The sequence below is a fragment of the Rhizobium sp. BK275 genome (genome assembly GCF_014193555.1).
Classification (GTDB): domain Bacteria; phylum Pseudomonadota; class Alphaproteobacteria; order Rhizobiales; family Rhizobiaceae; genus Rhizobium.
In genome coordinates, this window is record NZ_JACHZL010000012.1 from 22,498 (window position 1) to 46,816 (window position 24,319).

Here is a 24,319-nt window from a genome sequence, read left to right on the forward strand (position 1 = left end):
TCCTGGATCTTGCGCCCGACTGCCATCGGATGTCAGCGAGGCCCCGCCACCCGCCCAAACCCTCACCTCTACAAGCGTCGCCGCGCCATTGCCGGAAGCAAAGGCCCGGTTGCGGCACGCCGCTCGCCGCCGTCATGCGACGGCCGCAACTGTTGTCGTCGGAAGGTTGTCGCGATCCGACCGACAAAGGACTATGACATGACCGCAGCCAACTTCCCCGAATGCCTCTCCATCACGCTCGCATCCGAAGGCGGCCTCTCCACCGAGCGCACCGACCCCGGCAATTGGACCGGCGGCAAGATCGGCAAGGGCACGCTGAAAGGCACCAAATACGGCATCTCGGCCGCCGCTTTCCCCGACATCGACATCCGAAACCTGACGCTCGACGACGTCAAACCCATCTACAAGACGAAATACTGGGACCAGATCGGCGGCGACACTCTGCCCTCCGGCTTCGACCTCGCCACCTTCGACTACGCCGTCAACTCCGGCCCCGCCCGCGCGCTGCGCGACGCCCAGGCCGTCATCGGCGTCCCCGCCGACGGCAAAATCGGGCCAGTCACCCGCGCCAAAGCAGCCACCGCCGGCACCAGGGAAATCAAGGCCCTCTGCGCCCGGAGGCTAAGCTTCATGCAAAGCCTGGCGATCTGGAAGACCTACGGCAAGGGCTGGTCGGCGCGCGTGGCGAAGATCGAGGCCAAGGCTGTAGCGATGTTCCTGCGCAGCCAGCCGAGCGTGGATGCGAAGGCAGCGCTGGCGAATGAGGCAAGCAAGGCCGAGAAGGCTGCCGGGACGTTGAGGAAGGCGGGAGCTGCGATTGCGGTGTCGACGTCGGGAGGTGCGGGAACGGGGGCAGCGCTGCCGGCCGAGCCGAATTTGCTGGTGCTTGGCGGGGTGATGATGCTTGGGCTTGTCGTGGCGGCCGTTCTGGTGGTGAAGGCGGCGCGGGAGAAGGAGCGTGCGGAGGCGTATCGGCAGGCAGAAACGGCAATCCGCTAACGACCGAAAGTCGGTTCTATTGCTATGTGGCCTTCACTGGCTCACGAGCGAGCCCTGACGAGAACCCTCTCGGCCACTGCCATACGCGCGCCATCCACTCAAGCGATTTTCAACTGTATTTAGAACAATCGAAGAATACGAAGAACAAAATTCCCGCGAAGCGAGAATCAAAATAAAGAAGTCCTGGCATCACAGCACAAAACTCTGCCGCACTATAATTGAGGGATAATCATGCGCGCCACTATTGCAATAACATTGATTGCCGCCGCACTTCTGGCCAGCTGTGCACCGACCGAGAAGCAGTTTGATGCCGCGATCACGGTGCTTCGGGGCAGCGAGCGAGCGAGAAACGACCTTCTCGACGATTGCATCAGGCGCCTGAGCCTTTCCGACGAGAAGACGCATCACAACGCTGCAGTCGTGATGAACGTCGCGGACAAGGACGCTCCCAAGGTTGCCTGCAACCGGTATACGAAAGCGCTCGTCTCCGGCCGCGCCACCTATCAGGATCTGCTCGACCTCCAGAACCGCCGCTATACCCCGAAGCTGATCAAGATCTTCCAGGGGCGCTGAGGCGCAAGACCGGTCATCTGTCGCAACTGCCGTTCACGCTCGCTGGCCTAACCGGCCCTGCGGGCGTGCTTTGGCGTACCGACCCGCAAGTTCCGCCGATATCGGGCGGTAAAACGGCTCCCAGCGGCGGCGCTCAACCGGCCCATGACATGGCAGTCCTCGCCCAGATGCCGCGCTGCGCCTCCGGCACGGGATCTATTGCGTTGAGCCTCATCGTTATCGAGCAGGCCTCTTTGTCACTGAGTTCGGCAAGTTTCGTCAACTTGACCGCTTCTTCTGCCGTCACACCGAGGTGCTGTGTGATCATTTGCAAGATTTCTTGCGCGGTCAGCTTCACCGCCGCCGGCGGACGGGTCTTGCCGTCCTCATACGCCAGGCGCTTGGCTTCCAGATATTGGAAGTAGCGCTCTTTCACCTGCGGAATGGCCTGCGCGCTCTGCGACACCCTCATGGTCACTAAATCCTTGCAGCCCTGCGGATAATAGCGGGCAAGAGCCTCATTGAGCTCACCGGTCTTCTTCAAGACATCGATCGCAATCGTATCGCTTGCCCGCGACAGTGCAGGATTGCCGTATTTCGCCACCATCGCGGCCGCCTGCACGCGCGGATCGATCTTGCCTCCGGAGGCTTCGGCCGTGGCAAACAACTGCCGCGCTTCATCCTCGTGATCCATGAAGACTGCGTGAACGAAAGGATTGATGCCGGCGAGAACCTGCATCTCCTTCTCGAAGGAGCCAGGCTTCGTTTCCTGCGCAACCGCACGGGATTCGGCCTTCGCATCTGCGGCAGGCTTCTTCTTTTGCGGGGATGGACCGTTCCCGAGCCACGCCCTTCCCCAGTCGCCCTGCAGCTCTTTCGGCAGAACGCCGACATTGTTGATCTTCTTTGCGAGAGCGCACATGTCTTCGTCGCTAACGTCGACAGGGGCCGTCATCGACTTGAACACCTCGTCTGCCGTCATCCCGAGATATTGCGTCATGATGACGTATTGTTTGTCGCCAGTCATCACTCCCGTATCAGCGCGGAACTTCCCATCCTGATAGGCGTAAGCTTTCGCCCGCAGATCAGCCATGCGCCCGTCCCTGACCTCGGGAACCAATGCCCAGTTCGGCATATTGCCAGTGAAGAAATACTCGCAGCCCTCAGGATATTTTTCGGCCACGATCTCGGCAAGCGCGGCATTCTTGTTCATGACTGATATCACAGCACTGTCGCTGGCGCGTGAGAGCGCAGGGGTGCCGTATGTTCTGATCACCGCAGCAAGGATCCTCCGCTCCTCATACACATCCGCCCACCCTTCCCCATAGACTTTCCGCGCCACGTCCATGTGATCCTGATAGATAGCCTGTAGAAGAGGATTGATCCTCCCCATGAAGCGAACCACCCCTTCCAGCGGATCCTTCTTTGCGTCTTGCGCGAATGCACCTGATGCGAAGAGCGCCATCGCAGCCAGCAGCGACAATATTTTCTTCATGAAACCCCACCCCAAATAGTTGCAGTACTTCTACGTCTGAAATTCCAGGCCGTCCACGACCCTTTCAGAAAATGGTAAAAATATCAGGGAAATACGCGAAATAGCTTCACAAGCCGTGCCTCACACATCCCGCAACTTCAACCACCCCCGGCGGTCGACCTCAAGCGGCAAGGCTCCACTCGCCACTCAGCCATCTCCCCGCCACTCGACAAATCAGCAACCCAAACCTCAGCTATCAAGCTTCAGCGCCAGCTGCTGCCCACCGAAAACCTTCAGCACATGTTTGTTGATCGGCCGCATCGCCTCGATGCGGCGCTGTTCTTCCCGCCTGCGCGCTTCGTGACGCTCGCGGTCTGCGCGCAGCTGCGCGGCAAAGGCCATGGCCTTGTCTGCTGCTCCTGAATAACTCGGGCTTGCTGCCATCGAACTCTCCATCAGAACATAGATGAGAACGTTTATTTGTTCTCATTTTGTTCTCATTTCTGGATAAGTCAAGAGCATCGTTTCAGGGCAGTATAAAGAGTGGGACGCCGGCGCGGGACAAGCAGTGCCGGCAGAAAGACGGGAAAGCGCCAAGTCTTTGACGCGCAAAACTATTCTCGCGTCTGGATCCAGATCATGGCAAAAGACATGAGACCGCAAAGGATGGCGATCAGAAGCAGGCTGTCCATCGAAATCCTCCTGTTTGTGGCAGAAACGCGGCAGAAGGATTTTGGTTCAATTATCCCTTTATTTCAGGCGATCGTCTCGCCCCTGTTCTCCATTATGCCGGCCTGATCACGGTCATGATGACGATATTGCCGGCTTCGTCCCGGGCGCTGTCTGTCGTCGCAAGAACCTTGCCGCCGAATTCTTCCTCGGCCTCGGCGAACGCCTCCCGCACCAGCCGGAGCGTTTCCAGATAGGCGCTGTTGTCTCGCCTGGGCATTGAAAGCAATGCCTTGATCCCTGCGCTGTCGTCGGCCATGAGGCTGCACTCCTTTGCTCGATCCTGACATCGAGACTATCAGGATCGCCCTGCGTTGCCTTCCCGGAAAACGGCACCGGGGTCAAGTGCGGGAACTAGCCTCCCGGCGGATGACGGTGCCCTCAAACACCCCATCTCGCTTTATCGCCATGCCTCATGTATAAGCCCTCGTCCCATCGCTGCTCCTCCGGCGTTTCGCCAGCGAGGGCTTGCAGGACCGAGCCTCTGCCACGACATGAGGCCACGGGGACATACGACCGGACGAAAGAAGATTTGAGATCATGACGACGGCAAAGACGGCTGCATCCGAGAGCAACCAGCGCTATTTCAAGGCGCCGGTTTTCGCCGTTGCGCCCATGATCGACTGGACGGATCGCCACTGCCGCACGTTTCACCGCCAGATCAGCCGCAACGCCCTGCTCTATACGGAAATGGTCGTCGCCGACGCGATCATCCACGGCCCGCGCGATCGCCTGCTCTCTTTCGATGCCGCCGAACACCCCGTCGCCCTGCAGCTCGGCGGCTCCGACCCGGCCAAGCTTGCCGAGGCCGTTCGCATTGCCGAGCCCTATGGTTATGACGAGATCAATCTCAATGTCGGCTGCCCGTCGGATCGCGTGCAGTCCGGCACGTTCGGCGCCTGCCTGATGCTCACACCCGAAACGGTTGCCGAATGCATCGCCGCCATGAAGAAGGTCGCTGATGTCCCGGTTACCGTCAAATGCCGCATCGGCGTCGACGAGCAGGATCCGGAAGTGGCGCTGCCGACTCTGATGACCAGGGTGATCGACGCCGGCGCCGACGCGATCTGGATCCATGCCCGCAAGGCCTGGCTGAAGGGCCTGTCGCCAAAGGAAAACCGCGAGATCCCACCGCTCGATTACGAGATCGTCTATCGCATGAAGGCCCGCTTCCCCGATGTCTTCATCGGCATCAATGGCGGCATCCACACGCTGGATGAGGCGCAAGCGCATCTTGCCCATGTCGATGGCGTCATGCTCGGCCGCGCCGCCTATCAGAATGCCGGCATCCTCGCCGACGTCGATCACCGCTTCTACGGCGCTCTCGCCTCGGAACCGGACTGGAACGCCTTGCGCGACCGCATGATGGCCTATGCCGAGAGCCACATTGCCAATGGCGGCCGCCTGCAGCATATCGCCCGCCACATGGTCGGCCTCTTCACCGGCCTGCCCGGCGCGCGCCGCTACCGCCAGATCCTGTCGACCGATGCCGCAAAGCCGAATGCCGGCCCGGAAGTGATCGCCGCCGCCTTCGCCGCGGTCGATTTTTCGGGTACGGCGGAAGCCGTCAGCGCCTGAGGCCACGCCTGCCGTTTCCTTTGGCGATGGCGCTCTTGCCGGCACCTATGCCGGCGCCTCGGCCGGTGCTTCCGTCGGTGTCGGCCTCGGAGCCAATGCCCTGGTGGGCGGAAATTCGAAGAATTTCGCATTGCAGCCGCTCAGCGGTGAAACCGGAACCGGCGTGAACGTGGCCGCAGGCGTCTCTCGCCTCGAGCTGAAAGCGACGCGCCAAGTCGACACCGCCGCCTTTTGAGGCTGCGCCTTCCACTATTGCGCCAAGTCGACAGCCGGACACAATTTCCGCTTCTGCCTTTGGCCGCTTTTGGCTTCCGCCTTCAACGACGAGCAGGCTATCGGTCCGCCGAGCTCGCAGGTTTGTCATGCCTCGCAGTTCCATCCGCTGGACTTTTGTCGATGAGCACCCTGGTTGGAATTCGCGCTTGCGTTCTGGCCCCTGCGAAATCGGAGTGTCCTTCTTGCGTCACGTAGCCGGCACCCACGGCAACGTACAAATCTGCATAGTCCTTGGCGACCTGCTGCACGGTGGCTGCAAGGCTTTCCTCAGCATCGGAAACCGAGCGCTGCGCATCCAGGACATCGAGCAGCGACGAAGCGCCATCCTTGTAGCTGGTGGTCGATAACGCGAGCGCTTCCTGTGCCGTCTGCACCTGTCTACGCCACGGTTCCAGCGTCTGCGTGTCACGGCGAACGGCCGAGATCGCGTTTTCAACTTCTTCGACGCCGTTCAGCACCGCTGCCTTCCACGCCAGATATTGGGTCCTGGCATCGGATTTCTCGACCTCGACATTGGCCCGCAATTTGCCGCCATCGAAGATCGGCAGGCTGAGCGTTGGCCCGAAAGACCAAGTCGTCAGGCCGCCGCCACCGGCGCCGGACGATTTGACCCAGCTCGGTGAAATCGAGCCGGAAAGCGAGATCGACGGGTAGAGCTGGGCTTCGGCTGCGCCGATATCGGCCACGGCCGCCGCCAGCTCGCGTTCTGCCTTGCGAATATCGGGACGATTGCGGATAAGATCGGCCGGAATGCCGGCGCGAATGTCGCCGTGGAAAACCGGCTGGCCCGCACTCTTGCGCAGCTCGCCCGTCAGCGAGGCCGCCGGCATCCCGAGCAAGGTTGCAATGTGATGGGCCGACTCGGTGAAGCTCTGTTCGAGGCCGGGAATGTCGGCCTTCGTCGACTGTACCAGGCCCTCGGCCTGAACGACGTCGAGACGGGAGGCCGCCCCTGCCTTGAGCTGCAGCAGCGTGAGTTCGTAGGTCTGCTGGCGGGATCTTAAGTTCGCCTGTGAAAGCGCGATGCGCTCCTGATAGTAGCGGGCGTCGATATAGCTGTCGACCAGGTCCTTCAGAAAGGTGAGTTTTGCATCGTCGGCCGCCGCATAGGCTGCCCCAAGCGAGGCAATCGCGCTCTCTTTCAAGCGACGGTACTGGCCGAAGAAGTCGAGCAGCCAGGAAAGGCTGGCATCGCCCCCCGTTGTGTTCGTGGCGCCAACCGTGGTGCGGAGCCGTCCCTTCTCGCCGGATACTGTATGCGATGCGTCGACAGTCAGGCTCGGCAGGCTGCCTGCACCGGCAATCGTTACGTTGGCAGAAGCTGAGTTGATGCTTTCGAGCGCCTGCAGCACATCAAGGTTCTCGCTGAGGCCGTAAACGACCCACCCGTCGAGCTTCGTGTCGCGATAGGCGGTCCACCACTGCTCCGTCACGACATTGCCATTGCTCTTGTTATTCCCCTCTTCGAATTTCGCCGGAAGCGGCATCTGCGGGGGAACGTGGTCCGGGCCGCTGACGCAGCCCGCCAGCAGAAGCGCGAGAGCAATTCCAGGAAAAGTGCGAAGCGGTTTTCCATCCGGAATTGCGTAAAAACAAAAACTTAGAGCGGTTATGCGCTTCCGTGAAAAGCTGAACCGCTCTAGTCCCGATGTGGCGTAGCTGAGGGATGATAGTCTTGTGCAAAGCGACCTACTCACTGGCGAGCCTTCCGAACCTGGATCGAGGGTTCAGGCTTAGCGAGGCCAAGGTTAATGGCGGTTAAGAAACTGTAAAGTTAGGTAAAATCCCGGCCGAAGGATCTGGGCTTTCTGGGAAGCTCCAGGGTGATCGCCAGGCCACCCGCCTCCGGCAATGACGCATGCACGCGCCCGCCATGGCGTTCGATGGCCTGCCTGGTGATGGCGAGACCCAGACCGTATCCGCCTCTCGGCAAGGCATCCTTCCCGCGTGAAAACGGCTGGAAGATCCGTTCGAGTTCGTCTCGCGTGACGCCCGGCCCCTGATCCGTGACGCAGATCTCGAGGCGGTCGGCCGTCGCCTCGCAGGACACGGAGATGAACGAATGATCGGCGGTATATTTGACCGCGTTGCGGACGACGTTTTCGAGCGCCCTGTAGATGAGCTCGCCCTCGACCTCGGCCCGGAAGACGCCGTCGACCCCCGTGGTGATCGAGACCTCACGCGCCTGGGCTTCGAAAGCCGCATCGCCGAGGATTTCGTTCAGGAGTTCGATGACATCGAGGGTCTGCGTCTTCAGCGGCAGGCCGGATCCCGTCGTCAGCCTGGCAAGCGTTAGAACCTCTCCCACCAGCGTATCGAGCCGTTCGACCTCCCTGTCCATACGATCCAGCATGGCGCCAAGTCTGGCCGGACTCTGCCGGAGAACGCCGACTGCGGCCTGCAGGCGGGACAAGGGCGAACGCAGTTCATGGGAAACGTCATGGAACAGTCTCTGCTGCGCATCCTGAAGCTCCTGAAGCCGGGCGGCGGTGGAATCGAAATCATGCGCAAGCGCGGTGACCTCGTCCCTGAGTCCCGCCATCTTGTCACCGATGCGGACGTCGAAACGGCCGTGGGCGAGAGCGCTCAGGCCATCGCGAAGGTGGACGACGGGACGAATGAGGTACCTGGCGAGCGCGGCCGCAGCGACCGTGCTCGAAACGAAAATCGAAAGCCATGGCACCAACAGAGCCAGATTGTCCATGATGTTGAGAAAGAAGCTGGCTTCCGGCGCCACGGAGATCCGGTAGCAAGTTCCATCCTTGAGGACGGATCTCGCCTCTGCCGTGCTCTCGTCTCCGCACACGGTTGAATCGGCGATTTTCGACAGCGTCAGGCCCAGCGGCACCGCATCTTCGCTGGTGCGGACGAAATGCGCGGCGGCGTCCTCGCCATCCCTCGCAAGCACGTTCGTCGTCAGCTTCAGAATGATCGCCCGCTCCTGGTATTCCCGATTGCGGCCGGGAGGCGGGATCTGAAAGAGGTTGACGATCACGATGATGACCGTGAGCGTCGCTGCAAGCGTCAACCAGATCGTCGCGAAGAACTTCCAGAAAAGCCGGGGCATGGTCAGTCCACGAGAAGTTGATAGCCCTGGCCGCGAACGGACTGGATCCAGGATTGACCGTCCTCCCGCAACCCGAGCTTTTGGCGAACGCTGCTGATATGGACGTCGATCCGGCGATCGAACGGGGTGAGCGGCTTGCCGAAGGCCCGCTTCGAAATATCCTGTTTCGACACGAGCTGGCCGGCGCTGCGGGCGAGAACTTCGAGCAGGCTGAACTCGGTGCCGGTCAGCTCCAAAGTCGCACCGTGCCATTCGGCGCTTCTGCTGCCGGAATGGATCACGAGCTGCCCTGCCCTGACGGTGTCGGCCGACACCCCTGTTGCCGGCTGCCCCGCGCGTCGCAGGATGGCGCGCAGCCTCGCCGCAAGCTCGCCCGGCGAGCAAGGCTTCGGCACATAGTCGTCGGCGCCGAGATTGAGACCGGATATCCGATCGACATCATCACCTCTTGCCGTCAGCATCAGGACGGGGACCTGGCTCAGCTTCCTGACCCTCTGCAGAACTTCGATCCCGTTCATGCGAGGCATCATGATGTCGAGCACGATGATGTCGACCGTATTGCCGGCAGCGGCAGCAATGGCGGCGCGGCCGTCCGTGTCCGTTACGACGTCATATCCTTCCTCGACCAGATACTCCTGCAGAAGTGTCGTCAGCTCGGCATCGTCATCGATGAGGAGAACCTTGTTCATTCGCGTTTCCATTATCAATTTCGACAAGCCATACAGCACGAATACCGTCGTGCGGCCAAGTTTTACCCAACTTAACACTAACTTGACCGCACTTAACGTTCGCTCCGTTACTTATCCTGCCATGACATCGACGCGCGCCGAAACCCGCTTGCCGTGCATGAGCGGCAATCCTTCGTCGAATTGGCGCCGATCGGGAAAAGGCGCCGATGCCTTGACGACAAGGAATGCATCGTTGGGAAAAACCTCCAGATTATTCGCCTCCGCCTTCGTTGCGATGGTGCTGTTCTCTCCCCTCCGCAACGCCATGGCGGAACAGGCCGCGGCAACCGCCCTCACCGTCTCTTTGACGGCGCCGGCTCAGCGGGACTGGCCTGAGACCGTTCCCGCGAGCGGGTGGCTGAAACCGTGGCAGGAAGCGGTCATCGCCTCCGAGACGAGCGGGCTGCGCATAACCGATGTTCTCGTCGATGTCGGTTCCGTAGTCACCAAGGGCCAGACGCTCGTGCGGCTTTCCCAAGAGAGCGTGCTCGCCGATCTTCGCAAGCAGGAGGCCGCCGTCGCGACCGCCAGGGCGAGCCTCTCGAAGGCCAAAGCCAATGCCGACCGGGCGCGGCAGCTCCAGCCTTCAGGGGCGCTCTCCGATGAGAAGATCGTCGAATATCTCGCCGACGAGCAGACGGCGACGGCAAGTCTTGCATCCGAAGAGGCCGCGCTCGACGGCGAAAAGATCAAGCTTGCGCAGACGACCATAACGGCCGTCGACGACGGCCTCATCACATCGCGTTCCGCCGATCTCGGCGCCGTCGTCTCCGCCGGCACGGAACTGTTCCGCATGGTTCGCCAGCAGCGGATCGAATGGCAGGCCGAGGTTTCCGCCCGCTACCTCCCGCGCATTTCGGAGGGCCTGAGCGTCCAGGTCAACGGGCCTGAAGGCCACGCCATCGAGGGCAAGGTGAGGCTTGTCGGGCCGTCGGTCAGCACCGATACCAGCCGGGCAATCGTCTATGTCACGCTGCCGGCCGACACCCGTCCACGCACGGGCCTTTACGTCACGGGCAACATCGAGCTGCAGACCTCCCCGGCGCTGACCGTGCCCGAGACCGCAATCGTGTTCCGGGACGGGATCAGTTACGTCTTCACCGCAAGCGAGGATCAACGGGTGCAAAGGGTCCGGGTGGAAACCGGCCGCCGCAACAATGGCGAGGTGGAAATCGTCTCCGGCATAGACCGGACGTCGAAGGTGGTGACCTCGGGCGGCGCATTCCTCTCGGACAATGACCTCGTGAAGATCGCGGAGAAAAACTGATGAACTTCTCGGCATGGTCGATCCACAACCCCGTCCCGGCAATATTGCTGTTCGTGATGCTGACGGTTGGGGGACTCTTGGCCTTCAAGACCCTGGCGGTCCAGAACTTCCCCGATATGGACCTTCCCACGATCAGCGTCACGGCGACGCTCGACGGCGCGGCGCCGGCACAGCTCGAAACCGAGGTCGCCCGCACCATCGAAGACAGTTTGGCTTCGCTCAGCTATCTCGACCACATCACCACGACCATCACCGACGGCACCGTCTCGATCAAGGTTTCCTTCAAGCTGGAGAAAGACAGCGAAGCGGCCCTCAACGAAGTCCGCAACGCCGTCGACAGCGTCAAGGGCGATCTTCCGGCGCAGATGGAGACACCAAGCGTCACCAAGGTCACGGTTCAAAGCTCCGCGCTGGTCACCTATGCCGTCCGCTCGACTGCTCTCAACGAAACCGAGCTTTCCTGGTTTGTCGACAATGATCTGACCAAGGCGCTGCTCTCGGTGTCCGGCGTCGGACAAGTCAACCGCATCGGCGGGATCGACCGCGAGGTTCACGTCGATCTCGATCCCGCGACGATGGCGTCGCTCGGGGTCACTGCCGCGACTGTATCGTCGCAACTGAAGGCGGTGCAGGCGGATACGTCGGGCGGCCTCGGCGAAATCGGCGGCACCCGTCAAACGCTGCGCACGCTCGGCGCTCTGCCATCGGTCGAGGCATTGAAAGGACTGAGAATTCCCCTGGCCAACGGCCAGCAGGTTCGCCTCGACGAAGTCGCATCCGTCACCGACAGTTTCGCAGAGCGGTCCTCAATGGCCTATCTCGACGGCAAACCGGTGATCGCGGTCGAGATCAAGCGCTCGAATGGCTTTTCAGACAGCGGCGTCTCGACCGACATCGACAAGGCGATCAAACAGTTCGCCGCCAAACATTCCAACGTCCAGATCGACGAAGCCTACAGCACGATCGGGCCGATCATCGACAACTACGATGGTTCGATGCACATGCTGTACGAGGGGGCGATCCTGGCGATCATCGTCGTCTGGCTCTTCCTTCGTGACTGGCGCGCGACGATCCTCTCGGCCGTGGCGCTGCCCCTGTCCGTGATCCCGACCTTCCTGGTCATGTACCTTTGCGACTTCAGCCTGAATACCATCACGCTGCTGGCACTGTCGCTCGTCGTCGGCATCCTCGTCGACGACGCCATCGTCGAGATCGAAAACATCGCCCGTCACCTGCAGATGGGCAAGCGGCCGATCGATGCCGCCCTCGAAGCCGCCAACGAGATCGGGCTCGCGGTCATCGCAACCACCTTCACGCTGGTTGCCGTCTTCCTGCCAACGGCCTTTATGAGCGGTATTCCGGGACTTTTGTTCCGCCAGTTCGGGGTCACCGCCGCCGTCGCCGTCCTCGCCTCGCTCGTCGTCGCGCGCCTGCTGACGCCGATGATGGCCGCCTATTTCATGAAGGCTGTCCCTCCGACGGAGGAAAAGGACGGCCGCATCATGCGCATCTATCTGGCAGTCGTGAAGGCGGCCATGAATCGCCGGAAGACCACGGTGGCCATAACCGCTGTCGTCGTCGCACTTTCGCTGTCCACGATCCCGCTGCTGAAATCCGGCTTCATACCCGCTTCCGACGACGCGCGAACCCAGATCACGCTCACCTTGCAGCCCGGCGCCACCATCGAGCAGACGGACACCGCGACCCGGAAAGCCGCCGATATCGTCGGCAAGCTGCAGGACGTCACCCGTGTCTTCTCCTCGGTCGGCTCCGCATCTTCGGGTGGCGGCACCGACGCCAGCACCACGAGCAGCGTCAATTCTGCCACAATCGTCGCCGTGCTGTCGTCGATCGGCGAGCGTGACCGCAAGCAGTCGGAAATCGAAAGCGACATCCGGCAGGCTCTTTCGGTTCTATCAGGCGTGCGTGTCGAAGTCGGCGGCGGCTCCAACGGCACCAAGCTCGAGATCACCCTTGCCAGCGACGATGCCAACGCCCTCGACAGCGCGAGTACTGCGCTCGAAGAGCAGCTCCGCACGCTGAACGGTATCGGAGCGGTGACGTCCACCGCAGCAAGGCAGGCACCCGAGATCCAGATTACGCCCGATTTTGCGCGCGCAGCCGCATTGGGGGTAACGTCAAGCGCTATCGCCGAGGCCGCACGCGTGGCGACGAACGGGGAATATTCCGCCAACCTGCCGAAGCTCAACCTGTCGCAGCGCCAGGTCCCGATCGTCGTCCGCTTCAGCCCGGAATCGCGCACCAGCCTGGACGATATCAAGAACATGCGGGTGGCAGGCACGAACGGCAATGTCGATCTCGGATCGATTGCCGATATTGGGATCGGCGGCAGTCCCTCCGAGATCGACCGCATCGACCGGATGCGTAATGTCACCGTGTCGGTCGAACTCAACGGTCGTATCCTCGGCGACGTCAACCGCGAGGCACAAGCGCTGCCGGCGCTCCAGCATCTGCCGTCCGGCGTCACGCTTGTCGAACAAGGCGAACTTCAGCGCAGCTCGGAGCTGTTCCAGAGCTTCGGCCTTGCCATGGCGATCGGCGTGTTCTGCATCTATGCGGTCCTCGTCCTGCTCTTCCACGACTTCCTGCAGCCGCTCACCTTGCTGATGGCCCTGCCGCTCTCGCTCGGCGGCGCGCTCGTGCCGCTGGTGTTGACCGGAACAAGTTTCTCGATGGCGGCCGTCATCGGGCTGCTCATGCTGATGGGCGTGGTGACGAAGAACTCCATCCTGCTCATCGAATACGCGATCATGTCGCGCCGCCAGGGCATGGCCAGGTTCGACGCCCTCATGGATGCCTGCCACAAGCGCGCCCGGCCGATCGTCATGACCACCATCGCCATGGCATGCGGCATGCTTCCGGTCGCTCTCAGCCTGACCGGCGGCGATTCGAGCTTCCGGCAGCCGATGGCGATCGTGGTGATCGGCGGCGTCATGATGTCGACGCTGCTCAGCCTCATTGTCATCCCTGTCATCTTCACATTTGTCGACGAACTGGAAGGGGCGCTGATGCGGTTCCTGCGCCGGGTCGGGCTGCGCCATGAAGGGGCCGATGACGAGGTGCGGTCTGTATCCAACGATCGCGAGCCGATCGCTCTCAAACCCGACCAAAAATATGTGCATGGCCGCAGATGATCCCCTCACGGCCAACCTCTTCGGTCGCGTTCTCCTCAGAACGAGGCCGCGGGACGTATACCCCCGCAGGCGGCGTCTTGCCGCCTGCGCGTCCTGCGTTCCGAATCGTGCAGGCAGCGACCGAACCGGTCGCCGCTTGTCCGCGCTCGTGACCATCGGCCCTCGAAGGCAATGGCCACGAGCGCTATCTGCTGCAGGCAAAGTGGACGAGACCTCGATCCGCCAGCAGTCTCCCTCTATTCACAATGGCACGGCGGCACCGTATTTTACGTTGCCGGCAAGACATGCCGCAGCCTGGATGCGCGCTCAGCCGCGCCGGTAAATCGCCATTGCAAGGGGGGACAGCCAGCATGAAAGATGTCGTCGCATTGGTAACGGGCGCAAGCCGCGGTGTCGGCCGCGGGATCGCACTCGCCCTGCTCGCAGAGGGCGCCACGGTACACGTGACCGGCAGGACGCGTTCCGAAGCTGAAGCAAGCTCGGGAGGCAACAGCGCGGGCTCGCTGGAAGGACTAGCGCTCGAGGCTGCGCCCCTGCCCGGACGCCTCGTCATCCATCAGTGCGACCATGCCAACGACGCTGAGACCGAGCGTGTGGCGGAAGAGATCAGAGCCGGCAACAGGCTGGACATTCTGGTGAACAATGCATGGCCCGGCTATGAAAACATGGTCGAGAATGATGATTTCACCTGGCCTCGCGCCTTCTGGGAGCAGCCCCTCTGGCGGTGGGACGCGATGATGGGCACGGCACTGAGGGCGGCTTTCATCATGTCGCGTGCAGTGGCGCCTGTCATGATCTCGGCGCAGCGCGGTCTCATCGTCAATATTTCATTCTGGGCAGCGCAATTCTACGACGGGAACGCGATCTATGGCATGGCCAAGGCTGCTGCGGACAAGATGGCCGCAGACTTCGCGCATGATCTGCGTCCGCACCGTGTCGCCGCCGTCGCACTCTATCCCGGCCTCGTGCGCACCGAAGCCGTCATGCAGAATGCCGAATATTTCGACCTGTCCAACTCCGAGTCACCGCAGTTCATCGGCCGCGTCATATCAGGGCTTTGGCGAGACGCGGCGCTGATGTCGAAATCCGGCAAGGTCCTGGTCGCGGCAGAGCTGGGTCAGGAATATGACATTGCCGACATCAACGGCTACAGGCCTGTTCCCCTCACTGCGGCGGACTTTGCGAAGAGCTGAGTTCAAATGCCGAGCCGTCCAGACAGCCGGCGACAGCGAAGGTGACATTTAGCCAGCCACTCACCCTTCCGGATTATTTTCAGCAACGCGGCCCGCACGATTTACGCGTAACTTGCAACCTGATATCGCTGCCCGCGGGTTAAGGGATATCACATGACGACGCGCAACGTCGCGGGGATCGCCGGGGATGCCGACAAGGCGTCCTTCGTCCAGGTCCTATTGCGACCAATCAGATTTTTCAGACTCCACACGGTGCTGACAACTTGGCACTGGTACTACGCATGTGAGCCGGTAACGGGCACCGACGGCGAGATACTTGAAGGCTACGTCATGCGCCGGCGAGAAGGTCGCTCAATCCTCTACCGGCACATGACTGATGACGAGGCCGAAGCGTGCAAGACCGATCTCCATGTTTTGGCCCTTTTGAGATTTGGCGGCGTCTAGAAGGGGCTGGATAGCGCCAACCAATCTGAGCCTTCCTTTGTCGTGCAATTTGCTACCCGCAAGAAGCCCGCCGCCTCAACTCCTTCCTCATCCCGCATTCTCAGACATTTGCCGCAAACCGGCAGCGCCCCATCAGGCCGCCACCAAAAGCAGCACATAAGCCACGACCGTCACCATCAGCCCCCGAAACGCAATCGTCACGAAGCGGTATTTGCTGCGGGCGATATGCGAGAGAATGTCGGCATTCTCCACATATTGGTCGAAGAGATAGCGCTCGTCGCGCCGTATCGCCGCATCGAAGAAGGCGTCACGATGAACAGGCCATGCGCCCCAGAACATCGATGTTGATTTGTCGAGCCGCCGCGGCAGCACCACGAGGATGGCCGAGAGAATCGAAAAGACCGAGGCTGCGGCCAGGAGCCCGGAAAAGAGGATGGCCTGCGGCGTGCCCTGAGCATAGCGCGCAAAGGTGAAGACCGCCCTCACCTCGGCTGAGCTCACAAGAAAGGCGAGCATAAAAGTAAAGATATAAGCGGCCTTCTGATCCGATATCTTGATCTGATCATAGAATATGTCGTTGATTTTCTTGACGTGGTCGAAATACTCCGAGCTGACATCCTCGGTCGACGGAGAACTGGAGGGCAGTTCCGCAAAATTTTCAAATTCGCTCAAAGGAAGTCCTCACCCGCAATAGTGTTTCCCTAATATTACACATGGCCTTTAAAGCAAGAACACGTGTGCATCCAGCTTGACTTTTACACCCCGCTTGGCCAAACGGGAAAAGGTGCGGGGGTATCTGTCAATGTCGGGGCCGAAGTCTATTCTGCGCGCAAGTACATCTCTTGCGCTCATGTCAGCGTTACTTGCATTTCCGGTTGCGGCCGAGCCGCTGCAGCGCCCGACGCCGGTTGCAGGCTCCGTCATTGCCCGCAAGGCGGGCGAGGAAGTGCGCTTCGTCGATGTCACCAACTGGCGCGTCGTCGATCTCAATCAGGACCTCCTGGATGGAGACGTGCTGCGCACCAATGCCACCGGTCAGCTCGCCATCCTCTTTTCCGATCACACGCAGATCCGCCTCGGCCGCAATTCGGCGCTGCAGGTCAAGAAGATGTCTCAAACCGGAGACACGATCCTCAACCTGCAGTCCGGCACCATCTGGGCGCGCGCCCAGCGCGGCGGCCAGGGCCTGACGGTCGAAACCCCTGCCGCCGCCGCCGCCATCCGCGGCACCGACTGGACGATGACCGTCGAGGGCGCCAAGACCTCGATGATCGTGCTCGAAGGCCGCGTGGCGCTCAGCAACCCGCAGGGCAGCGTCGAGGTGAACGAGGGCGAAGGGGCCGTCGCCACCATCGGCCAGGCGCCGCACAAGATCATCAGCGTCAACCCCGACGACCGCGAGCAGATGCTCTTCTATCTGGACCTGCGCGACGGCTTCGATCTGATGCCGACCTCGCCGCTGCGGGCCGACCGCATGGCAACCGAGCGCCGCCGCCTGCTGGCGCTGCCAGCGGAGCGTCGCACGACCGAAGACTGGCTGGAGCTGGCCGAAGTGCAGAGCGCCTTCGACGGCCGCCAGGCTGCGGCCGCAACATTGAAGAATATCCGCGGCCGCACGCTGACGGTCGCCCAGCAGGCGCGCGTCGACCTGATCGACGCCACGATTGCCGGCTCGGAAAAGCGCTATGGCGATGCCGCAAAGCTCTTCCAGAAGGCCCTGCCGCACCTCGACCCGACACGCCGCAACATGGCCCAATATGGCGGCTATTTCGCCCGCTCGCTCGCCGATCCCGCCCATGCCGAACCGCCGCCGGCCAACGCCACCGGCCCCTATGGCGCGATCATGGAGGCTTACACGGCAGGCTTCCTGGAAAACCCACGCGCGGCGATCGAGATCATCAGGAAAGCGGAAAAGCGCTATCCCGATGATCCGACCCTGCCGGCGGTCCGTGCCGAGCTGGCGGAGCTCACCGATGACCGTGAGCAGATGAAGGAAGCAATCGAACGCTCGCTGGCGCTCGACCCTGATCATCCGATGGCGCTCGCCGCCCGCGCAGGCTACAAGGCAAACTATGAGAGCGATATCAACGGCGCGCTTGCCGATCTCAATCGTGCGATCGAACTCGCGCCCGGCGGGTCGAGCACGCTGAATTCGCTCGGCCTGCTGCAGAGTTCGCGCGATGCGAATGGCGAAGCGGAAAAAGCCTTCAAGAAGGCGATCGAGCTCGATCCGCAGGACCCGCTGCTGCACGCAAACCTCGCGATCTTCTATCTCGATCAGGCGCGCATGAAGGAAGCCAAGCGCGAGATCGATACCGCAATCGCGCTTGACCCGTCCTTCGATCTCGCCTTGCTCGCCCGCGGCCGGTACTACCTGCAAATCGGCGAGAGGGACAAGGCGTTGGAAGATCTACTGGCGGCCAGCACCGCCAATCCGGCCCATTCGCAATCGCAGCTGATGCTCGCCGCTGCACACTATGAAAAGGGCGACCGGCTTCCGTCCGAGCAGGCGCTCGACAACGCCAACCGCATCGATGATGACGATCCGGCCATCTCCGCCTTCCGCACGGCTGTCGATATCGACGATTACAATGCCGATGGTGCCATTAGCAACGCGCAGGAATTCCTGCGCCGCTCGCGCGCCCGCGGCGGCGATTTCAGTGGGCTCGGTGCCAATGCCAGCGCCGGCTCGACGCTGAACAACGCCTTCCGCCTGCAGGGCCTGGATGCCTGGGGCCGCTATTATGGCGATGCCGTGTTCGATCCTTTCAAAGGCAGCGGCTATATCGACCAGTCGATCAAGGGCAGCATCTTTCCCTTCGTCAACGCGACGAGCTTCAGCGATGACAATGTCATCCAGTACCGGAACAACGCATCGAGCTACTCGTCCTTCATCCAGGGCCTACTGCTCTCTCCGCACATGCTCTCCGGCCGTTCGCGCGCGGCAACGCTGTTCGACGTACCCTTCATCGAAGGCTCGCTTGGCGGCGGCATCAACAGCGTCGACGGCCATACGCGCGGCATCGGCGAGGCGGAAATCCAGGGCTATTCGAACGCGACGATCCCGATCAGCTTCTACGGCAACCTGACCTGGGAAGAACTGGCGCTCGATGGCGACTACCGCGACTTCGGCGGATATGCGACGGAGAACAAACTGCTCGGCGGCAACGGCTATCTGACGGCAACGGTGACGCCGGATGATCGCGTGGTGGCCTATGTCAATCACGCCAAGAATGACGGAACGCTGAATGCACTGTCGACGGACCCCACGCTCTCGACCATCCTGAATCTAGGCGTATTCGACCCCATCCTTACACCCATTTTCGGCTTCCCCCCCGCACCCGACGAACTGCCGCTGTACCGGACGCAGGTCAATAGCTCGGAGGTGACCAACGCTGGCGTTGGCTGGAGTCATACCTTTGCCTATGAAAATATCCTGAACGGCGCATTGCTCTATCAGGAGACAAAATCGAAAACCTCCTTCGACCTGTCATACGACTGGTCGGACGTGCCTTTCTTCAGCGTTCCTGGCTCAGGCGATATCAGACCCTTCGGCCAGACGAGCAGAGAAACGGAATCGCAGACCTATATCGCGGCGCTGAGCCACAGTATCGGCAACGGATCGATTACCTGGCGCTACGGCGTCGAAGGCGGGTGGATCGATACGTCTCTCAAGACATATTTCCATCTTGAAGATGTCATTCCCACCGTTATTGACGGTGTAACGGCTGGCCCCGATGAAGCAGACACCCGCACCAATATCGGTCGCGCCTATGTCGATGTGCTGCACGAGATCACGCCCGATCTCAAGGGTGAATACGCCCTATTCGCCACGCGCCTGGAGGGCGACGGCATCGATGTCAGCCGGCTTGAACCGCGCTTCGGCCTTGCCTGGGCGCCGGCTCAGAACCATTGGCTGCGCGCCGCCTTCATGCGCCAGAGCCTCGATACCGGCGTGCCGACGCTGGCTCCGATCGGCATTCTCGGCCTGCAGTCCAACCAGTTCACCGTCGGCGCAGAGGGTTATGCTGATACTGTCGCGCTGCAATGGGACGCCGAATGGACCGACCGCTTTTTCACGTCGGTCGAATACCAGCATCAGGAACTGCATGATTTCTCGATCGATCTGCCGCTGATCGCCCTTCCCGCCATCGAGAGCCTGCCGTTGTCGCGCGGCACAATCGACCGCGCGGGTGTCACCGCCAACGTCGCGCTCGGCGCAGGTTTCGGCCTTTCCGCCACCTACGCCTATATGGATTCCGAGAACAAGGATCCGCTGGAGCCGAACTTCGGCGGCAACCTGCCCTATATCCCCACAAACTCCGGCCAGATCGCACTCACCTGGGTCAACGAAGCCAAGGTCAAAGCCACCGTCGCCGCCAACTATATCGGCGAGCGCGATGGCGACGATCTCGGCACCAAGCTCGACGACTACTGGAGCCTCGACGCACACCTGATCTGGGAGCCCTTCGACAAGCGCATCGCGCTGGAAGCCGCCGCCTATAACCTGCTCGACGAGGATTTCGAAATAACGCCCGGCGTGCCCGGCTGGGGCCGCGCTTTCAAGGGCACGCTGAAGATCCGCTTCTGATGATGGCGCGCCCGGCCGCCCTGCACCGCCCCAAGGCAGAGCGCCCGGATCAGCCGCGCGGCGAGACCGGGCGCCCACCCGGCTGGCCCTTCTCCAACCGCGGCATCCGCCTGCTTGTGCTGGCGCTGGTCACGCTGATCACCATTTCCCTGATCTCCCGCCTGCCTGCCTGGACGCTGACGGAGCTGCGCACCTTCGACTATCTCTCCACCATCGACGATCCGACCCCGCCCGACGGCGGCCCGATCATCGTGGCGATCGACGAGCCGGCGCTTGCCGATATCAATGCTCAATGGCCCTGGCCACGCAGCCTGCATGCCGAACTCGTCAAACAGCTGCGCGCCGCCGGCGCAAAGGCGATCGCCCTCGATATCATCATGGCCGAGCCGTCGACGGCGGAAAACGATCAGGCCATCACCGCTGCCGTAGGCCCTGATGTCGTTCTCGCCGGCGATGAAACGCTGATCAAGACGCCGCAGGCCGACCAGCTGCTGCGCACCACGCCGCTGCCGCAAATGACGGATGCCGGCGCGCGCACCGGCATCGCTTCCATCACCCTGAATGGCGACGGCATCTTCCGCAATATTCCGTCCTATGAGGATGGCTTTGCCATGGAGCTTGCAAAGGCTGCGGGCATCAAGGCGCCGCATCTGCCGGCAGGCTCTCTCATCCAGTCCTTCGGCCCGGCCCGCAGCTACCCCACCGTCTCCTACTATCAGGCACTCGACCCGAAGAATTTCCTGCCGCCCGACATCTTCAAGGATCGCGTCGTGCTGGTCGGCCTCAGCCTGCAGAACGCGCCCGAGATCGACCAGGGCGGCGCCGATGCCTATGCCACGCCCTATACCGTCCACACCGGCAAGCTGATCTCGGGCGTCGAGGTGCAGGCCACCATCTATGACAATATCGTCCATGGCCTGGCGATCACGGAAGCCGGCCTGCCTGTCGTCGCGATTTGCATCCTCATATCAGTCGCTCTCGCTGCCGCCACCGTCTGGAAGGCCACGAGCTGGCGCACGCTGGTCGCCACCGCCGCCGCAATCCTCGCCTTTGCGGCAGTCAGCTATGCCGGCATCCGCATCAGTCATGTCTTCGTCTCGCCGCTTGGGCCGACCGTCGCCTTCGTGGCGGTCGCCTTCGGCCAGGCGGCGTTCGATTATACCGAGGAGCGCCGCCAGAAGCGCCAGATCACGCTGGCCTTCGCCCAATATATCTCGCCCGATCTCGTCAAGCGCCTCTCCAACGATCCCTCGCAGCTGAAGCTCGGCGGCGAGCGGCGCACGCTGACGATCCTGTTTTCCGATGTGCGCGGCTTCACCACCATCGCCGAGACCATGAAGGACGATCCCGAGCAGCTGACGGCGCTGATCAACCGGCTGCTCACACCGCTGTCGGATGTCGTCATGGATCACGGCGGCACGATCGACAAATATATGGGCGATTGCATCATGGCCTTCTGGAATGCGCCGCTCGACGACCCCGACCATGCCATCCACGCGGTCAAAGCCTCGATCGCCATGCAGGATGCGATCGGCACGCTGAACCGCGAGCTGGAGCGCGAAGCCACCGCGTCAGGCCGGACGCTGCATATCCTGAAAATGGGCGTCGGCATCAACACCGGCGAATGCATCGTCGGCAATATGGGCTCCACCCGCCGCTTCGACTATTCCTGCCTCGGCGACAGCGTCAACCTCGCCTCGCGCCTCGAAGGCGCCTCGAAAAACTATGGCGTGGCCCTGCTGCTCGGCGAGGAAACCGCCCGTCTCGTCGCCGACCGCTACGCCGTGGTCGAGCTCGACCGCATCATCGTCAAGGGCCGCACCGTCCCCTCGCCCGTCTTCACCGTTCTCTACGGCTCGCATCGTGATGCCCTGCCGGAGCATAACGCCTTCCTGGAGGCGAAATATGCAGGCACGCTCACGATGGCAGATCCCGCCTTCGAAACCCTGCCGAAAGCCATACCGGAGCTTTCAGCCTATTACGCGCTGATGCGCGGCGCCCTCGCACAGGACTGACCCGGCCCACACCGCACTTTCCCCCGACGGCTTTTTGCGTCTAGGATGTCGCCAGACTCGTCAATCAGCCAAGAAGTCTCATCATGTCCCTTCCCGCCACCGTCATTCCCTTGCCGCAGCCCGTTCTCCTGCCCGTCGAAGGCAGCGCAGAAAGCTTTCCGGTGCGCCGCGTCTATTGCGTCGGCCGCAACTATGCCGACCACGCCATCGAAATGGGCCATGACCCGAACCGCGAGCCGCCCTTCTTCTTCCAGAAGAATGCCGACAACCTGTTTTCCGGCAAGGACTTCCCCTATCCGCCGCTGTCGAACGATGTGCATTTCGAGGTCGAATGCGTCCTGGCGCTGAAGGCCGGCGGCGCCGACATTTCCGCCGAAAAGGCCCTCGACTGCATCTATGGCTATGGCGTCGGCATCGATTTCACCCGCCGCGACCTGCAGGCCGAAGCCAAGAAGCTCGGCCGCCCGTGGGAACTCGCCAAGGCTTTCGAACATTCCGCCCCGGTCTCTCCCATCGTCCCGGCCAGCCGCATCGGCCATCCCACCGCCGGCCGCGTCTGGCTGGAGGTGAATGGCGTCAGGAAACAGGATGGCGACCTCAACCAGATGATCTGGAAAGTGCCGGAAATCATCGCCGAACTCTCGAAACTCTTCGTGCTCGCCCCGGGCGATGTCATCATGACCGGCACGCCCGCCGGCGTCGCCGCCATCAACAAGGGCGACAGCATCTCCTGCGGCGTCGACGGCGTCGCGACCCTGTCGCTGAAAGTGGTCTGAGGAGGAAGCGATGGCGATCTACGCGCTCGAAGGTATCAGGCCGAAACTGCCTCCACCAGGCACCTTCTGGATCGCTCCCGACGCGCATGTGATCGGCGATGTGGAACTTGCCGAAGAGGTCGGCATCTGGTTCGGCGCGGTGCTGCGCGGCGATAACGAACCCATCGTCATCGGCAAGGCCACCAACCTGCAGGAAGGCGTCATGGTCCACACCGACCCCGGCTTCCCGACCACGATCGGCGATCACTGCACCATCGGCCACCACGCCATCATCCACGGCTGCACGATCGGCAACAACGCGCTCATCGGCATGGGCGCCACCATCCTGAACGGCGCAAAAATCGGCAACAACTGCCTCGTCGGCGCCAATGCGCTCATCACCGAAGGCAAGGAATTCCCCGACAACTCCCTGATCGTCGGCTCACCCGCCAAGGCGATCCGCACGCTGGATGACGAGACGGTCGCCAGGATCACCCAATCCGCAAAGAAATATGTCGGCAACTGGCAGCGCTTTGCGCGGGATCTCGTGCGGATCGATTGAAAATCGAGTGTGGCGGATCGACCAAAATCGACGCTGGGCGGATCGCAGGCGACCGCGGGAAAAATGAGGCAGCGAGCCGGTTTTCAGTCGGTCGCTGCAGCGAGAATCCTGCCGCCTTTCTGCTCCTGGACGATGATGGCGCTCTTGAGGTCGCCGGTTGCAACCGGGATCGGCAACCTCAACATCTTGCCGTCCCAGGTCCCGAGACGCTTCAGTTCGTGCACGACATGGGCGTGCGGCAATGTCTCGCCGGCATTCTCGCCTCTGGCGACCGGAACCTGCACGGTGCCCGGAGCATAGCGGACGAGCCACACGTCGACGGCGTCGGTCCGGTCCTTCGCAGCGTCGATGACAGCCGCATCCCGGACGAGCGCGATCCCAGGGCCGGACAGTGCGGGCTCGGACGCGATTACGCGCCGGATCTCGTTGAGATCATAGCCGACGGTCGACTGATGGCCATTGATCACCATCTGCGGCGTGAAAGGGCCGGATTGGCCAAGTGCAGGCTCATAGGTCACCTGCCGGTCGGTGAACTCCCTCTTCCCGAAAATGTCCTTCCATCCAAGATAGTCCCAATAAGTCACCGAGAAGCTCAAGGCGAGCACATCAGGATCGTTGCTGAGCTTGACGAGATTGGCATTGGCCGGAGGACATGAGGAACAGCCCTGGCTGGTGAACAGTTCGACGACCGCAGGCGATTGCCCGGCTGAGGCCTGAGCGGTGGAACCAAGGCCGAAGACTGCTGCGATGATCGCGAGATTGAACGCGGCGGATTGTTTCATGGCGGTGCTCCCTGATGATCTGCATCTCGTTCTCCTTCGCAGGTGGAACGCCATTCGTTACAGCTTCACGCACTTGTGACGGCGTCGCCCGGATGTCCGGAAAGCCGCGCCGCCAGCCTTTCCCGGCGAAAGGTTCGCGGCTGCGAAGAAGA

The 24,319-nt window shown here is 61.9% G+C and carries 21 protein-coding genes; 13 read left to right on the forward strand and 8 right to left on the reverse strand.

The genetic code is table 11. From position 1 onward, the window contains the following. Positions 1 to 198: 198 nt before the first annotated feature. Together FHT82_RS28985 and FHT82_RS28990 are read left to right on the forward strand one after the other, a co-directional pair. The gene (locus FHT82_RS28985; protein ID WP_183736166.1) at positions 199 to 999 is read left to right on the forward strand and encodes a glycosyl hydrolase 108 family protein; all 801 of its coding nucleotides are present in this window, start codon (positions 199 to 201) and stop codon (positions 997 to 999) included. A 231-nt stretch (positions 1,000 to 1,230) separates the two neighbouring features. Beyond that, a complete protein-coding gene (locus FHT82_RS28990) occupies positions 1,231 to 1,572 on the forward strand; it encodes a hypothetical protein (protein ID WP_183736167.1) in 342 nt (113 codons plus the stop codon). 133 nt (positions 1,573 to 1,705) lie between these two features. Here FHT82_RS28990 and FHT82_RS28995 read toward each other — a convergent pair whose 3' ends face one another. Further along, positions 1,706 to 3,046 carry a hypothetical protein gene (locus FHT82_RS28995; protein WP_183736168.1) on the reverse strand — a complete coding sequence of 447 codons (1,341 nt, stop codon included), beginning with the start codon at positions 3,044 to 3,046 and terminating at the stop codon, positions 1,706 to 1,708. Between the two features lie 228 nt (positions 3,047 to 3,274). Continuing rightward, positions 3,275 to 3,469 carry a hypothetical protein gene (locus FHT82_RS29000; protein ID WP_112706271.1) on the reverse strand — a complete coding sequence of 65 codons (195 nt, stop codon included), beginning with the start codon at positions 3,467 to 3,469 and terminating at the stop codon, positions 3,275 to 3,277. Between the two features lie 195 nt (positions 3,470 to 3,664). Here FHT82_RS29000 and FHT82_RS29005 point away from each other — a divergent pair, with 195 nt between their 5' ends. Continuing rightward, on the forward strand, positions 3,665 to 3,823 hold the full coding sequence (locus tag FHT82_RS29005; protein ID WP_183736169.1) for a hypothetical protein: 159 nt from the start codon (positions 3,665 to 3,667) through the stop codon (positions 3,821 to 3,823). On the opposite strand, the gene FHT82_RS29010 is transcribed toward FHT82_RS29005, so the two are convergent. After that, on the reverse strand, positions 3,810 to 4,013 hold the full coding sequence (locus tag FHT82_RS29010) for a hypothetical protein (RefSeq protein WP_183736170.1): 204 nt from the start codon (positions 4,011 to 4,013) through the stop codon (positions 3,810 to 3,812). The two genes, FHT82_RS29005 and FHT82_RS29010, sit on opposite strands and share 14 nt — an antisense overlap. A gap of 281 nt (positions 4,014 to 4,294) precedes the next feature. Between FHT82_RS29010 and dusA the strand changes: the two genes are divergently transcribed. Together dusA and FHT82_RS29020 are read left to right on the forward strand one after the other, a co-directional pair. Continuing rightward, a complete protein-coding gene (dusA, locus tag FHT82_RS29015) occupies positions 4,295 to 5,332 on the forward strand; it encodes a tRNA dihydrouridine(20/20a) synthase DusA (RefSeq protein WP_183736171.1) in 1,038 nt (345 codons plus the stop codon). Beyond that, positions 5,298 to 5,567, forward strand: a complete 270-nt coding sequence (locus tag FHT82_RS29020; RefSeq protein ID WP_348647681.1) for a DUF992 domain-containing protein — start codon at positions 5,298 to 5,300, stop codon at positions 5,565 to 5,567. Before dusA ends, FHT82_RS29020 begins: the two co-directional genes overlap by 35 nt. A gap of 97 nt (positions 5,568 to 5,664) precedes the next feature. Here FHT82_RS29020 and FHT82_RS29025 read toward each other — a convergent pair whose 3' ends face one another. The 3 genes from FHT82_RS29025 to FHT82_RS29035 all read right to left on the reverse strand — a co-directional run bounded on the left by FHT82_RS29025 (position 5,665) and on the right by FHT82_RS29035 (position 9,364). After that, positions 5,665 to 7,191 carry an efflux transporter outer membrane subunit gene (locus FHT82_RS29025; RefSeq protein ID WP_183736285.1) on the reverse strand — a complete coding sequence of 509 codons (1,527 nt, stop codon included), beginning with the start codon at positions 7,189 to 7,191 and terminating at the stop codon, positions 5,665 to 5,667. Between the two features lie 191 nt (positions 7,192 to 7,382). Continuing rightward, positions 7,383 to 8,675 carry an ATP-binding protein gene (locus tag FHT82_RS29030; protein WP_183736172.1) on the reverse strand — a complete coding sequence of 431 codons (1,293 nt, stop codon included), beginning with the start codon at positions 8,673 to 8,675 and terminating at the stop codon, positions 7,383 to 7,385. A 2-nt stretch (positions 8,676 to 8,677) separates the two neighbouring features. Beyond that, complete coding sequence (locus FHT82_RS29035; RefSeq protein ID WP_183736173.1) at positions 8,678 to 9,364, reverse strand: response regulator; 687 nt, start codon at positions 9,362 to 9,364, stop codon at positions 8,678 to 8,680. Positions 9,365 to 9,638: 274 nt separating this feature from the next. On the opposite strand from FHT82_RS29035, the gene FHT82_RS29040 reads away from it, so the two are divergent. The 4 genes from FHT82_RS29040 to FHT82_RS29055 all read left to right on the forward strand — a co-directional run bounded on the left by FHT82_RS29040 (position 9,639) and on the right by FHT82_RS29055 (position 15,462). Next, positions 9,639 to 10,670: an efflux RND transporter periplasmic adaptor subunit gene (locus FHT82_RS29040; RefSeq protein ID WP_246698263.1), complete on the forward strand. Its 1,032-nt coding sequence runs from the start codon at positions 9,639 to 9,641 to the stop codon at positions 10,668 to 10,670. Continuing rightward, positions 10,670 to 13,825: an efflux RND transporter permease subunit gene (locus FHT82_RS29045; protein ID WP_183736175.1), complete on the forward strand. Its 3,156-nt coding sequence runs from the start codon at positions 10,670 to 10,672 to the stop codon at positions 13,823 to 13,825. The genes FHT82_RS29040 and FHT82_RS29045 overlap by 1 nt, the downstream gene beginning before the upstream one ends. 350 nt (positions 13,826 to 14,175) lie before the next feature. Continuing rightward, positions 14,176 to 15,018: an SDR family NAD(P)-dependent oxidoreductase gene (locus tag FHT82_RS29050; protein WP_183736176.1), complete on the forward strand. Its 843-nt coding sequence runs from the start codon at positions 14,176 to 14,178 to the stop codon at positions 15,016 to 15,018. A 153-nt stretch (positions 15,019 to 15,171) separates the two neighbouring features. Beyond that, the gene (locus FHT82_RS29055; protein ID WP_183736177.1) at positions 15,172 to 15,462 is read left to right on the forward strand and encodes a hypothetical protein; all 291 of its coding nucleotides are present in this window, start codon (positions 15,172 to 15,174) and stop codon (positions 15,460 to 15,462) included. Positions 15,463 to 15,594: 132 nt separating this feature from the next. Here FHT82_RS29055 and FHT82_RS29060 read toward each other — a convergent pair whose 3' ends face one another. Beyond that, the gene (locus FHT82_RS29060) at positions 15,595 to 16,134 is read right to left on the reverse strand and encodes a Pycsar system effector family protein (protein WP_183736178.1); all 540 of its coding nucleotides are present in this window, start codon (positions 16,132 to 16,134) and stop codon (positions 15,595 to 15,597) included. A 178-nt stretch (positions 16,135 to 16,312) separates the two neighbouring features. Here FHT82_RS29060 and FHT82_RS29065 point away from each other — a divergent pair, with 178 nt between their 5' ends. From FHT82_RS29065 to FHT82_RS29080, 4 genes are all read left to right on the forward strand, one after another. Next, complete coding sequence (locus FHT82_RS29065) at positions 16,313 to 20,053, forward strand: FecR domain-containing protein (RefSeq protein WP_246698264.1); 3,741 nt, start codon at positions 16,313 to 16,315, stop codon at positions 20,051 to 20,053. Beyond that, positions 20,053 to 22,068: an adenylate/guanylate cyclase domain-containing protein gene (locus tag FHT82_RS29070; RefSeq protein WP_246698259.1), complete on the forward strand. Its 2,016-nt coding sequence runs from the start codon at positions 20,053 to 20,055 to the stop codon at positions 22,066 to 22,068. Before FHT82_RS29065 ends, FHT82_RS29070 begins: the two co-directional genes overlap by 1 nt. Positions 22,069 to 22,151: 83 nt before the next feature. Next, the gene (locus FHT82_RS29075; RefSeq protein ID WP_183736180.1) at positions 22,152 to 22,844 is read left to right on the forward strand and encodes a fumarylacetoacetate hydrolase family protein; all 693 of its coding nucleotides are present in this window, start codon (positions 22,152 to 22,154) and stop codon (positions 22,842 to 22,844) included. Between the two features lie 10 nt (positions 22,845 to 22,854). Further along, the gene (locus FHT82_RS29080) at positions 22,855 to 23,385 is read left to right on the forward strand and encodes a gamma carbonic anhydrase family protein (protein WP_183736181.1); all 531 of its coding nucleotides are present in this window, start codon (positions 22,855 to 22,857) and stop codon (positions 23,383 to 23,385) included. 83 nt (positions 23,386 to 23,468) lie between these two features. Here the strand turns inward: FHT82_RS29080 and FHT82_RS29085 are convergent, their stop codons facing one another. Then, entirely contained in the window at positions 23,469 to 24,167 is a 699-nt protein-coding gene (locus FHT82_RS29085) for a DUF1223 domain-containing protein (protein ID WP_183736182.1), read from the reverse strand. Positions 24,168 to 24,319: the final 152 nt, after the last annotated feature.

Excerpts from the sequence above, each read along its gene's own strand:
- FHT82_RS29040 (WP_246698263.1), top strand. The coding sequence starts at position 9,639 with ATGGTGCTGTTCTCTCCCCTCCGCAACGCCATGGCGGAACAGGCCGCG.
- FHT82_RS29070 (WP_246698259.1), top strand. The coding sequence starts at position 20,053 with ATGATGGCGCGCCCGGCCGCCCTGCACCGCCCCAAGGCAGAGCGCCCG.
- FHT82_RS29085 (WP_183736182.1), bottom strand. The coding sequence starts at position 24,167 with ATGAAACAATCCGCCGCGTTCAATCTCGCGATCATCGCAGCAGTCTTC.
- FHT82_RS29065 (WP_246698264.1), top strand. The coding sequence starts at position 16,313 with ATGTCAGCGTTACTTGCATTTCCGGTTGCGGCCGAGCCGCTGCAGCGC.
- FHT82_RS29005 (WP_183736169.1), top strand. The coding sequence starts at position 3,665 with ATGGCAAAAGACATGAGACCGCAAAGGATGGCGATCAGAAGCAGGCTG.
- FHT82_RS29000 (WP_112706271.1), bottom strand. The coding sequence starts at position 3,469 with ATGGCAGCAAGCCCGAGTTATTCAGGAGCAGCAGACAAGGCCATGGCC.
- FHT82_RS29035 (WP_183736173.1), bottom strand. The coding sequence starts at position 9,364 with ATGAACAAGGTTCTCCTCATCGATGACGATGCCGAGCTGACGACACTT.
- FHT82_RS28985 (WP_183736166.1), top strand. The coding sequence starts at position 199 with ATGACCGCAGCCAACTTCCCCGAATGCCTCTCCATCACGCTCGCATCC.
- FHT82_RS29055 (WP_183736177.1), top strand. The coding sequence starts at position 15,172 with ATGACGACGCGCAACGTCGCGGGGATCGCCGGGGATGCCGACAAGGCG.
- FHT82_RS28995 (WP_183736168.1), bottom strand. The coding sequence starts at position 3,046 with ATGAAGAAAATATTGTCGCTGCTGGCTGCGATGGCGCTCTTCGCATCA.
- FHT82_RS29010 (WP_183736170.1), bottom strand. The coding sequence starts at position 4,013 with ATGGCCGACGACAGCGCAGGGATCAAGGCATTGCTTTCAATGCCCAGG.
- FHT82_RS29050 (WP_183736176.1), top strand. The coding sequence starts at position 14,176 with ATGAAAGATGTCGTCGCATTGGTAACGGGCGCAAGCCGCGGTGTCGGC.
- FHT82_RS29030 (WP_183736172.1), bottom strand. The coding sequence starts at position 8,675 with ATGCCCCGGCTTTTCTGGAAGTTCTTCGCGACGATCTGGTTGACGCTT.
- FHT82_RS29075 (WP_183736180.1), top strand. The coding sequence starts at position 22,152 with ATGTCCCTTCCCGCCACCGTCATTCCCTTGCCGCAGCCCGTTCTCCTG.
- dusA (WP_183736171.1), top strand. The coding sequence starts at position 4,295 with ATGACGACGGCAAAGACGGCTGCATCCGAGAGCAACCAGCGCTATTTC.
- FHT82_RS29080 (WP_183736181.1), top strand. The coding sequence starts at position 22,855 with ATGGCGATCTACGCGCTCGAAGGTATCAGGCCGAAACTGCCTCCACCA.
- FHT82_RS28990 (WP_183736167.1), top strand. The coding sequence starts at position 1,231 with ATGCGCGCCACTATTGCAATAACATTGATTGCCGCCGCACTTCTGGCC.
- FHT82_RS29045 (WP_183736175.1), top strand. The coding sequence starts at position 10,670 with ATGAACTTCTCGGCATGGTCGATCCACAACCCCGTCCCGGCAATATTG.